The following is a 9,545-nucleotide window of genomic DNA, read 5'->3' as shown; positions in this document are numbered from 1 at the left end:
CGGGCGGCGGCGGTGCCGCCGGCCTTCTCGATGTCGGCGACCAGCTGGTCGAGGTCGTCCTGGCCGCGGGCGGCAGCAACGATCTTGGCGCCGCGGGCGGCGAGGGCCTTGGCGCTGACGGCGCCGATGCCGGAGGAGGCGCCGGTGATGACGACGACCTTGTCCTGAAGGTGGTTCATGGGGATCTTCCAGTGCGGTGGTTCAGCGCGCCTTGCCTGGTGAGGGCCGTGCGGCGGAGGCTGTAAAGGGGTGGGGGGTCAGCGCTTGCGGCGCTTGACGACGTAGGCGTACTGGTCGGGCCAGGTCGGCTCGGCGTCGAGTGCGAGCGCGGCGTGCTGGGCCCAGTAGGGGTTGCGGAGCAGTTCGCGGCCGAGGAAGACCGCGTCGGCCTGCCCGCTGGTGATGATCTCCTCCGCCTGCCGCGGTTCTGTGATGATGCCGACGGCTGCGGTGGGGATGCCGGTGGCCTGGCGGGCCTGGGTGGCGAAGGGGACCTGGTAGTTGGGTCCGGCGACGATCTTGGCGTCGCGGACCATGCCGCCGGTGGACACGTCGAGCAGGTCGACGCCGCGGGCCTGGAGTTCCTTGGCCAGGCGGACGGTGTCGTCCCCGGTCCAGCCCTCGCGGGTGTCCTCGGGATTCTCGGTCAGCCAGTCGGTGGCCGAGGTGCGGAAGAACACCGGCAGGTCCTCGGGCCACACGGCGCGGACGGCGTCGACGACCTCCAGGGCGAAGCGGATGCGGTTCTCGAAGCTGCCGCCGTAGGCGTCGGTGCGGTGGTTGGAGGCCGGGGAGAGGAAGGAGTTGATCAGGTAGCCGTGGGCGCCGTGGACCTCGGCGACCTGGAAGCCGGCGGCCAGCGCGCGCCGCGCGGAGTCGGCGAAGTCGCCTACGAGATGCTGGATCTCCTCCACGGTCAGCTCGTGCGGGTCGGCGAGTCCGTCGTAGGCGATCGCGCTGGGGGCGACGGGCTGCCAGCCGCCCTCGGACTCGGGCAGGTAGCGGTCGGACAGCCAGGGCTTGTCCACCGATGCCTTGCGGCCGGCGTGGGCGAGCTGGATGGCCGGGACGGCACCGTGCGCCTTGATGGCCGCGGTGATGCGGGTGAACGCTTCCTGCTGGCGGTCGTTCCACAGGCCCAGGTCCCAGGGGCTGATGCGCCCGTCGGGCCGCACGCCGGTGGCCTCGGCCATGACCAGACCCGCACCACCGGCGGCACGGGAAGCCAGGTGGGTGAGGTGGAAGTCGGTCGGCGCACCGGTGTCCGGGCCTTCGGGGGCGGCGGAGTACATGCACATCGGGGACATCCAGACCCGGTTGGGTATCTGAAGGGAACGCAGGGTGAGGGGGGTGAACAGGGAACTCATGCGGTGGTGCTTCTTTCGTGGTCGGTGATCGATGACAGCGTGGGGCCTGCAGCTGTCGGAGGTCAGGCGATGATCGTGTGGAGGTTCGCGAGGGCCGGGGCGTAGGCCGCTTCGAGGACCGTGGCGGCTTCCTGGGCGGTGGAGCCCTCGGCCGGGTCGAAGGCGGCGTGCCAGCTGAGGAAGGCGCCGCCGGTGTCGGCGACGGGCTGGACGTGCAGCGTCGAGCGGTAGCCGCGGACCGGCAGCGGTGCCTCGACGATCTCGTAACTCAGCTTCCGGCCGGCGTCGTCCAGCGCCACGAGCCGTTCCCGGTAGGTGCTGCCGTCCACCCCGGTGAGGATGCGGACCGCACCGGGGGTGAGCCCGTTGCCGCCCCCGATGATCTCGCTCGCCCGGATGCCCGGGTGCCAGTCGGGCAGGCCGTTGAACTGCCGGACGACGGCCCAGGTCTGGTCTGCGGAGCTGGCGAAGACCGAGCTCCAGAACGCCTGTGCCATCAGGCGGGCAGACGGGTGTCGATGACGAAGCTGGTCTCGATGAGCTGGCCGGGGAAGAACAGCGAGGCGACGCCGATGGTGCTGCTGGTGGGGCGGTGGTCACCGAAGTAGGCCAGGTTGGCAGCCGCCATCGCGTTGTTGTACTTCGGCAGGTCCACGATGAACTGGGTCTCGGAGACGACCTGGTTGCGGGTGGCGCCGTAGTGGGCGAGGACCTTCTCGAAGTTGGCGAAGACCTGCTCGCTCTGGGCCTCGAAGTCGCCCGCGTAGAGAAAGTTGCCCTCTTCGTCGTGGGAGAGCTGGCCCGAGACATAGATCGTGTGCTCGACCTTGATGGCCTGGGCGAAGCCGAACTCGCGCTCGCCCGAGACGCCGTGGCTGTAGGAATCGATCGCAGTCATGGTGATTGTCCTTCTCTGAGGGATTCAGGGGGTGGGGGTGGGAGTGCCAGGCTCAGGCGGCGAGGCGGGCGACCGCGTCCGCGACGGGGGTGTCGCCGGAGGTCAGCTCGACGATGACGCGGCTCAGGCGCGGCTCGTGCAGGGCGGCGTCGATGAACGCGGCGACATCGTCGCGGTGCACGTCGCCGTACTCGACAGCGGACCCGGCGGTGACCCGGCCGCTGCCGGGGGTGTCCAGGAGGGTTCCGGGACGGACGATCAGCCAGTCGAGATCGGTGCGCGTCAGATACACGTCGGCACTCTTCTTGACCTTGATGTAGTGCTCGAAGCCCTCACCGGCCTCGCCGCCGCGCAGCGCGTCGGGGAACACCGAGACCAGCACGAACCGTGTCACCCCGGCAATCACGGCCGCGTCCGCGGCCTTCTGCAGGCCCTTGCCGTCGATGAGAGTCGTCTTGTCCATGCCGGTGCCATGCGCGCCGGCCGAGAAGACCACCGCGTCATGGCCCCGCATCTTCTGCGCGAGGTCGTCGACCGCGTCGGCGATGAGATCACCGATCACCGGCGTGCCGCCGGCCTCTCGCACGGTCTCGCCCTGAGCGGGCCCGCGATGCATGCCGGTCACCGAGTCCCCGCGAGCGGCGAGGAGTTGCGTGAGGCGGCGGCCGACTCCACCGGCAGCGCCGATCTGGAACACCTTCATGAGCTCGTCCCGTCCTTCGAGTGGTGAGTAGAGGGGTGCGGTGTCCGCCGGTCAGGCGGCGAACACCTGGGAGTCGTCGGCGAACGCCTTGAACTCCAGGGCGTTGCCGGCCGGGTCGAGGAGGAACATCGTGTGCTGCTCGCCCTGCTGGCCCTCGAAGCGGACGTAGGGCTCGATGACGAACTCGGTGCCCGCCGCCCGCAGCCGGTCGGCGAGGCCCTGGAACTCGGGGATCGTCAGGATCAGCCCGAAGTGCGGCACCGGGACGTCGTGACCGTCGACCGGGTTGTGGATGCGCTGCGCGCGCTCCGGTGCCAGATGCGTGACGAACTGGTGGCCGTGCAGATTCCAGTCAACCCACGTTTCCGCGCTGCGGCCCTGCTCCAGCCCCAGCACGTCGCCGTAGAAGCGACGCGCGGCAGCCAGGTCATCGACCGGCACGGCCAGGTGGAACCGGGGGATCGGAGAGTCGAGAACAGTCACGGCACTGCCTTTCCTAGAGTGGGTACGCCTCGTTGTCCTAATGTTAACAATGAGACAACATGCGGATGTTAACATTAGGACGTAGTCCGAGGAGGTGCAAACCAGACATGAGTGATCAGGGCAAGGTGTCCCCGGCCCGCCGCCGCGGCCTGTCGGACGAAGTCGCAGACCGGATCCGGGAGGCCATCTTCAGCGGGGTCTACGCCCCCGGCGCCCAGCTCCGCGAGGTGGAACTGTCCGCCACGATGGACGTCAGCCGCGGCCCGGTCCGTGAAGCGCTGCGCGTACTGGAACGCGAGGGGCTGGTCCACTGCGCGTGGCACCGCGGGACGACAGTGACGACGGTGTCTGCCGAGGATGTCGCGGAGCTCGACAGCCTGCGTGGCGCACTGGAAGACCTGGCTGTCCGCCAAGTGATCACGCGCGCCTCGGACGAGGACCTCGCGTCCCTCGCCAAGGCAGCCGAGGTCATGAAGCACGTCACGGACACCCACGAGATGGTGCGACTGGACATCGCCTTCCACGACGCCGTCTTCGCCGCCGCGGGCCACCAGCGCCTCGCCGACGCCTGGGACGGCATCCGGTGCCAGGTCCACCTGTTCCTGCTGACCCGGATCAACCTCAGCACCGACGGGTACCTCGGCTGCATCCCGCGCGAACACCACGGCCTCGTGACCGCGCTGCGCTCCCGCGAAACCGAAACCGCGCTCGACCTCTTCGCCGCGCACCGCCGCCACGCCGTCGACGTAGTGACCGGGAACGCCGACCCGAACTGAGTGCTGCGGACGACCGCACGCAGCCAGCCGGCCCGGAGTTCCTGGGGACGGGCCACAGCTACGCCACCACGGCTGCCGCCTGGGCAGTCCGTGTCGCCGGTCACGTAAATCCCCACCGCGACAGAAGGGGGCTCCCGCGGCGAAGACGCCGACGCGCACGAGATGCGGACCAGCGTGGGCTCGTGGTGGGCGAGGGGCAGACCGGAAAAACTTGCATCATGCAGATGACACAGGAGTTCGCCGCTGCAGTCGTGGCTTTGGCGCCCGCGCGGCGTCCGGTCGCCCGCGCTGGCACACATGCTCGCCTGCAACGTCGTGCCCGCCGACTCCGGGTCGGCCGCTCGATAGGCCCCTGAACCCGCGCAAGCGACTGCCCTCACTTATTGGCAGTCAGATCAAGACTGTTGCGCGCGCCCTCGCCGCTGCCGCTCTCGCCGTCCTGCCCACCACCTTCAGCGCCGTGCCCACCGCCCAGGCCGCCGTGCGGTGATGCCGCGGCGGGCCTGACTTCACCAGCGCCTGGCGGTGTGATCCAGGATCGCGGCGGCGAGCGGCGTGTGCACCTCTCGAGGAAGGGCGTGGCCCATGCCGGGGATCTCGATGAGACGTGCGCCTTGGATCGCCTGGTCGAGGTGGTGGGGATACGGCGGCGGGTAGACCGGCTCGGCGGGAGCGGAGATGACGAGGGTGAGCACCATGGTCTGGGCGAGCTGCTCGGTGCGATCCAGGTTGGAGACGTCGGCGCGGGCATGCGCGGTGCTGGTGGCGTAGTGCCCGGTGTGCTCGATGACCTTCCGCTCCAGGGCGCGGGCGCATTCAGCGTCGAAGGGGAGCTGATTGCCACCCAGGACCCGCCAGTGTTCGGCCCAGTCCGCTGGCCTTCGCGCCATCCGGCTACACACCGCCAAGGGCCGCAGGTGGCAACAACCTCATCGTCGACTTCCTGTTCAGCCGCCGCTGGCGGCTACTGGATCTCCTCGGAGCAGTACGCCGGCCCGTCAGCCGGACATAAGCCTGTGGAGGGCCGCTGATCTCGTGCACCCGCTCCGTGTCGTCGTCGAGGGTACGGAGACGCTCTTTGAAAGCGGGCACCCGTTTCCGCCCCGGCGTCAGGGGCAGGCGCATCGTAGGGCGTCGACGAAGGGACCCACATGAGCACCGGGGAGAAGGCCAAGGCCACGACCGAGCAGGTTGTCGGGAAGGCTGTCAGGAAGCTGGCCCACGCGATGGGCAAGGACACCACCGCCGCCAAGGGCGCCGCACTGGAGGCACGGGGCAGGGCCCGAGCAACCAAGGAGGGCGCGAAAGACAGCTTCCGTCACTGATCGCCCCCAGGTAGGGCGTGAAACGATTCCACATTGATGTCCGTGCCACCGATGCGCGTCGGGTCTTCGGTGGCCGCCCGTTGTCCTGCACCGTCCGGCCGCCGACCGCCTCGTCGGCCGGCGGGAGTTCTACGTCTTCAGCGCCCCCGACCATGCGGCCCATCGGGTCACCGCGACCAGGGCGCCGGCCGCGACGCTCGGCACCGGCGCCTACGCCCTGGACCCTTCCCGCACGCCGCACACGAGGACAGCGGTGTCGAGCGCTTCGTATGGTGGCGCGGTCCAGTGAGAGTTCGGCGTCAGCCAAGCCGTGGGGGGCGGAGCACGGTGTAGGTGTCGCTCACCGGTGCCTAGCCGAAGGCGGCCCCGGGACCAGCCCTGGAGCCGGCGCGTTCAGCGGAGGTCTGGGACGGTGTCGGACGTCAGATACAAAGCCACAGCCGCCGCACGCGGATCGCGGGCACACCGTCTGCTCATATCACCAACCCCGTGGCTCTGAGCAGACTCAGCATCCGAAATCGCCTTCTGCATCGCCGGCGGTGTCATAGACCCGCAATACATGATCCACCCCGGTCATCTGCAGCACGCGCCGCACCGGCCCGGAGACATTCGCCAGCACCACGACAGCCCCACGCGAATCCGCCTGCCGCCAAGCCTGAAGCAGGACGTTCAGCCCGGCTGAGTCACAGAACGAAACGCCGGACAACTCCAGCACGATCAAGTACTCAGCCCGCGCCATCAGTTCCATGAACTCCGCGCCGAACGCCGGGCCGCTCACGTAGTCCATCTCGCCGCTGACCCTCGCCACCAAGCACCGGCCGGAAGCGCTCACCTCGACCGACGGACCGCCCACAACGCCCTCCCCGTCGTCTCCCCGGGAGACCGCAGCACCAGCACAACAAAGCACCGCCCGAGTGCCCCACCCCGGACGCCATACTCCGCCCTTCACCCCACGGGGCCACACACGTCCAGGCAACGCCCCTGCTGTCCACCGCGGCAGACAACCTGCCCCCCATCACTCGCAGCAGGCCCTTCACTGAGCATCGTCCGCTGAGGGATCCGTGTCGCTGCGGGGCTGTGCTCGCCGGACTGGCGACGCGTGCACGGTCCCGGCCCTGTTTCCCCGTACAGGCCGGGGCCGGGCCTTCTCCGGTTGACCGGCCGGTGACCGGCGGTCTGGGGGGTCTCAGGGCTTCCGGGGCCGTGGGTCAGTACGCGACATGCAGCAACCACAGCGTCAAGCCCACCACGCGCGGGCAAGCCCTGCGGCAACGCGCGAGCCGCACGGCACGCGAAACAGGCTCTGCCGGGCAGTTGCTCCTCAGGACGCTGCTGCTCACCGTGCAGGGCGTTGAGCACCACCAGGCATCCGGTCAAGGCCGGCATCGCCCACTGCGTGTGAGGCGTCGGTGAGGTCGGCGCCGGTGGCGGCGTCCCGCTGGGAGTGGTTGGTGCCGTGCCAGTCCAGGCACATGACGGTCGCGTCGTCCTGCAGGTGGCCGTCGTTGGCATCGACGATCGCGGCGATGAGGGTGCGGGCGGCCTCGCGGGGATGCAGCGCGCGGGTGCGCACGATCAGGTCGGACAGATCGCGGCTGCCTGCGTTGCGCTCCAGCATGCCGTCGGTCAGCATCACCAGCCGGTCGCCCGGCCGCAGGTCCAACGACTGGACCCGGTAGGTGTGAGGGGCAGAGAAACCGAACGGCATGTCGATCTTCGGAGTGATCTCCCGCACCTGGCCGTCCCGCATCCGCAGCGGCCAGGGGTGCCCGGCGTTGATGAACTCAGTCTTGCCGTCGATCAGGCTGATGCGCAGGAGCTGGCCGGTGACGTAGCCATCGTTGCCGTGCTCGCGCATGGCCTGGTCGGCCTGGCGGGCCTGTTCGGCGAGGCCGGCACCCGCCCGCCGTGCCCGGCGCAGGGCACCCACCAGAAGCGTGGCCAGCAGCGCGGCGTCGACATCGTGCCCCATGGCATCGGTGACGGAGAGCTGGACCGTGTCCCGGTCGATCACGTAGTCGAAGGTGTCACCCCCGACGTGGTCGGCCGGCTCCAGCGCCCCGGCCACCGCGAACTGCGCGGCCTCGCACGCCAGCGAAGCCGGGAGCAGCCGGTGCTGGATCTCCGCGGCCAGGCTCAGCGGCATCGTGCGGCGGCCCCACTGGTACACGTCGGTGTAGGACCGGTTGGCGATGACGATGTACGCCAGGGCGTGCGCGGTCTCGCCGATCTCCCGCATCATCTCCGCGTCCGGCGCCTCCGGCAGGAACAGTTCGAGGAGTCCGATAGCGTCCCCGCGGTTGGTCACCGGGGCGACGACTTGCACCAGCGCGCCCTGGCCCTTGTCCTCCACGCTCGGCCGCTGGGTGCGGATCACGTCGTCGTACAGGGTGCCCCGCAGCTTGATTCGCCGGGCAGGTTCATTGGTGTCGACGCTGCCCGCCGCCCCCAGCCGTACGACCGAGCTGCCAGTGAAGTCGGTGATCAGGAACGACACCGACGCGGCCCCGAGGTGCTCTACGAGCATGCTTGCGACCACGTCGAGCGACTCCACAGGCGCCGCAGCCTCCGCCGCCTCCAACGTCCCCGCCAAAGTCATCGCCCGACGACTCCCGCCCCCGGGAGCACGGGCGCCCCGCTCGCCGTCCGGCCCTCTCACAGTCACAGCGACTCCTCCGTTGCTCGATGATGCTAATGACTTCGCCCCGAAAGACGCGGAGAAATCTGTGCCGAGCCCGGTACCGGACAGGTCATGTGCATCACCGGACCCGACTTCTGCCCGCTAACAACACCGTGTCATGTGGCTGCGAGGAGGATGGCTGTGTAGTGCGCGGTGAAGGCGGCGATGGTCAGGGCGTGGAATACCTCGTGGAAGCCGAACCAGGCCGGTGAGGGATCAGGGCGCTTGAGTCCGTAGACGACGGCGCCCGCGGTGTAGAGCAGACCGCCGGCGATAACGAGTACGCCGACCGCGGCGCCGCCGGTGCGCGCGAAGTCGGGCAGGTAGAAGACGGCCACCCAGCCCAGTGCGATGTAGCACGGCGTGTACAGCCAGCGGGGAGCCCCGATCCACAGGGTGCGGAAGGCGATGCCGGCCAGGGCGCCCGTCCACACCGCGGCCAACAGCACCATCTGCCGGCCTGCAGGCAGCAGCAGTACCGCCAGCGGGGTGTAAGTACCGGCGATGATCAGGAAGATGTTCGCGTGGTCCAGCCGCCGCAGGACCGCCTCCCCTCGCGGACCCCACGTTCCGCGGTGGTAGACCGCGCTGGTACCGAACAGCAGACAGGCCGACACCGCGTACACCGAGCACGCCGCCACCGCCGCAGCCGAGCGCGAAACGGCGAGCAGTACGATCCCGCCGACCAGCGCCAGAGGGAACACACCGGCATGCAGCCAGCCGCGCATCCTCGGCTTCAGCGCAGCCGCCGCGCGCTCCACCCCGCCTTCCAGGCCGGCGGCTGTCTGCCCACCAGTCAGTCGGCCGGGTGCGCCGGCAGGCGCATCTGTTGCCGGGGTGCGCAGGGCGTCGGGCGCCTGGGGCTCCCGTCCGCGTGCCGGCGGCTGAGGATCTTCGGCGATCATGCGCTCATATTCTGAATCGGCGGAGGAATTGCGGTCCGGCGCGTCGCCGTGGACCACGGCTCAGGCACCGGCCGTGCGCCGGGATGCGGCGCGGCGGTACTCGGCGTTGATGCGCTGGGCTTCTTCGAGCTGGTCTTCGAGGATGATGATGCGGCAGGCGGCCTCGATGGGGGTGCCCTGGTCGACGAGTTCGCGGGCGCGGGCGGCGATGCGCAGCTGGTAGCGGGAGTAGCGACGGTGTCCGCCCGCGGAGCGCAGCGGGGTGATGAGGCGGGCTTCGCCGATGGCACGGAGGAAGCCCTGGGTGGTGCCGAGCATCTCGGCGGCACGGCCCATGGTGTAGGCGGGGTAGTCGTCGTCGTCGAGACGGCCGAAGGAATCGTCTGCTGTCATCTGACCTCTCTGTGG

General features: G+C 69.6%; 12 protein-coding genes and 1 pseudogene. 2 read left to right on the top strand and 11 right to left on the bottom strand.

Annotated elements, in window-relative coordinates; genetic code table 11:
• The 6 genes from ACFTZL_RS34785 to ACFTZL_RS34760 form a co-directional block, all read right to left on the bottom strand.
• Positions 1-179, bottom strand: a 179-nt coding sequence (locus tag ACFTZL_RS34785; RefSeq protein ID WP_382591269.1) for an SDR family NAD(P)-dependent oxidoreductase, incomplete at its 3' end; no start/stop codon positions are given.
• A gap of 78 nt (positions 180-257) precedes the next feature.
• Entirely contained in the window at positions 258-1,367 is a 1,110-nt protein-coding gene (locus ACFTZL_RS34780) for an NADH:flavin oxidoreductase/NADH oxidase (protein ID WP_382591263.1), read from the bottom strand.
• Positions 1,368-1,429: 62 nt separating this feature from the next.
• Positions 1,430-1,864, bottom strand: a complete 435-nt coding sequence (locus ACFTZL_RS34775) for an SRPBCC family protein (protein WP_382591261.1) — start codon at positions 1,862-1,864, stop codon at positions 1,430-1,432.
• Positions 1,864-2,265: a RidA family protein gene (locus ACFTZL_RS34770; RefSeq protein ID WP_382591258.1), complete on the bottom strand. Its 402-nt coding sequence runs from the start codon at positions 2,263-2,265 to the stop codon at positions 1,864-1,866. The genes ACFTZL_RS34775 and ACFTZL_RS34770 overlap by 1 nt, the downstream gene beginning before the upstream one ends.
• A gap of 52 nt (positions 2,266-2,317) precedes the next feature.
• Complete coding sequence (locus ACFTZL_RS34765) at positions 2,318-2,968, bottom strand: NAD(P)H-binding protein (protein WP_382591256.1); 651 nt, start codon at positions 2,966-2,968, stop codon at positions 2,318-2,320.
• A 51-nt stretch (positions 2,969-3,019) separates the two neighbouring features.
• On the bottom strand, positions 3,020-3,451 hold the full coding sequence (locus ACFTZL_RS34760; protein WP_382591253.1) for a VOC family protein: 432 nt from the start codon (positions 3,449-3,451) through the stop codon (positions 3,020-3,022).
• Between the two features lie 107 nt (positions 3,452-3,558).
• Between ACFTZL_RS34760 and ACFTZL_RS34755 the strand changes: the two genes are divergently transcribed.
• Complete coding sequence (locus ACFTZL_RS34755; protein WP_382591250.1) at positions 3,559-4,227, top strand: GntR family transcriptional regulator; 669 nt, start codon at positions 3,559-3,561, stop codon at positions 4,225-4,227.
• A gap of 509 nt (positions 4,228-4,736) precedes the next feature.
• Here the strand turns inward: ACFTZL_RS34755 and ACFTZL_RS34750 are convergent.
• Positions 4,737-5,090: pseudogene (locus tag ACFTZL_RS34750) on the bottom strand (alpha/beta fold hydrolase); the annotation flags it as partial.
• A 288-nt stretch (positions 5,091-5,378) separates the two neighbouring features.
• On the opposite strand from ACFTZL_RS34750, the gene ACFTZL_RS34745 reads away from it, so the two are divergent.
• Positions 5,379-5,552: a hypothetical protein gene (locus tag ACFTZL_RS34745; protein WP_382591247.1), complete on the top strand. Its 174-nt coding sequence runs from the start codon at positions 5,379-5,381 to the stop codon at positions 5,550-5,552.
• A gap of 505 nt (positions 5,553-6,057) precedes the next feature.
• Here the strand turns inward: ACFTZL_RS34745 and ACFTZL_RS34740 are convergent.
• The 4 genes from ACFTZL_RS34740 to ACFTZL_RS34725 form a co-directional block, all read right to left on the bottom strand.
• Positions 6,058-6,384 carry an STAS domain-containing protein gene (locus ACFTZL_RS34740; RefSeq protein ID WP_382591266.1) on the bottom strand — a complete coding sequence of 109 codons (327 nt, stop codon included), beginning with the start codon at positions 6,382-6,384 and terminating at the stop codon, positions 6,058-6,060.
• A gap of 504 nt (positions 6,385-6,888) precedes the next feature.
• The gene (locus tag ACFTZL_RS34735) at positions 6,889-8,151 is read right to left on the bottom strand and encodes a PP2C family protein-serine/threonine phosphatase (protein ID WP_382591244.1); all 1,263 of its coding nucleotides are present in this window, start codon (positions 8,149-8,151) and stop codon (positions 6,889-6,891) included.
• Positions 8,152-8,348: 197 nt separating this feature from the next.
• Positions 8,349-9,137, bottom strand: a complete 789-nt coding sequence (locus ACFTZL_RS34730) for a hemolysin III family protein (protein WP_382591241.1) — start codon at positions 9,135-9,137, stop codon at positions 8,349-8,351.
• A 60-nt stretch (positions 9,138-9,197) separates the two neighbouring features.
• Positions 9,198-9,530, bottom strand: coding sequence for a MerR family transcriptional regulator (locus tag ACFTZL_RS34725; protein ID WP_382591238.1), 333 nt, complete (start codon positions 9,528-9,530; stop codon positions 9,198-9,200).
• Between the last annotated feature and the right edge of the window lie 15 nt (positions 9,531-9,545).

This window comes from Streptomyces sp. NPDC056948, from assembly GCF_042674225.1.
GTDB lineage: Bacteria > Actinomycetota > Actinomycetes > Streptomycetales > Streptomycetaceae > Streptomyces > Streptomyces purpurascens.
This window is presented reverse-complemented; position numbering and strand designations above follow the sequence as displayed.

Bases quoted from the DNA above. Each gene is read 5' to 3' on its own strand.
- ACFTZL_RS34725 (WP_382591238.1), bottom strand. From the start codon at position 9,530: ATGACAGCAGACGATTCCTTCGGCCGTCTCGACGACGACGACTACCCC.
- ACFTZL_RS34775 (WP_382591261.1), bottom strand. From the start codon at position 1,864: ATGGCACAGGCGTTCTGGAGCTCGGTCTTCGCCAGCTCCGCAGACCAG.
- ACFTZL_RS34735 (WP_382591244.1), bottom strand. From the start codon at position 8,151: ATGACTTTGGCGGGGACGTTGGAGGCGGCGGAGGCTGCGGCGCCTGTG.
- ACFTZL_RS34765 (WP_382591256.1), bottom strand. From the start codon at position 2,968: ATGAAGGTGTTCCAGATCGGCGCTGCCGGTGGAGTCGGCCGCCGCCTC.
- ACFTZL_RS34755 (WP_382591250.1), top strand. From the start codon at position 3,559: ATGAGTGATCAGGGCAAGGTGTCCCCGGCCCGCCGCCGCGGCCTGTCG.
- ACFTZL_RS34730 (WP_382591241.1), bottom strand. From the start codon at position 9,137: ATGATCGCCGAAGATCCTCAGCCGCCGGCACGCGGACGGGAGCCCCAG.
- ACFTZL_RS34770 (WP_382591258.1), bottom strand. From the start codon at position 2,265: ATGACTGCGATCGATTCCTACAGCCACGGCGTCTCGGGCGAGCGCGAG.
- ACFTZL_RS34745 (WP_382591247.1), top strand. From the start codon at position 5,379: ATGAGCACCGGGGAGAAGGCCAAGGCCACGACCGAGCAGGTTGTCGGG.
- ACFTZL_RS34780 (WP_382591263.1), bottom strand. From the start codon at position 1,367: ATGAGTTCCCTGTTCACCCCCCTCACCCTGCGTTCCCTTCAGATACCC.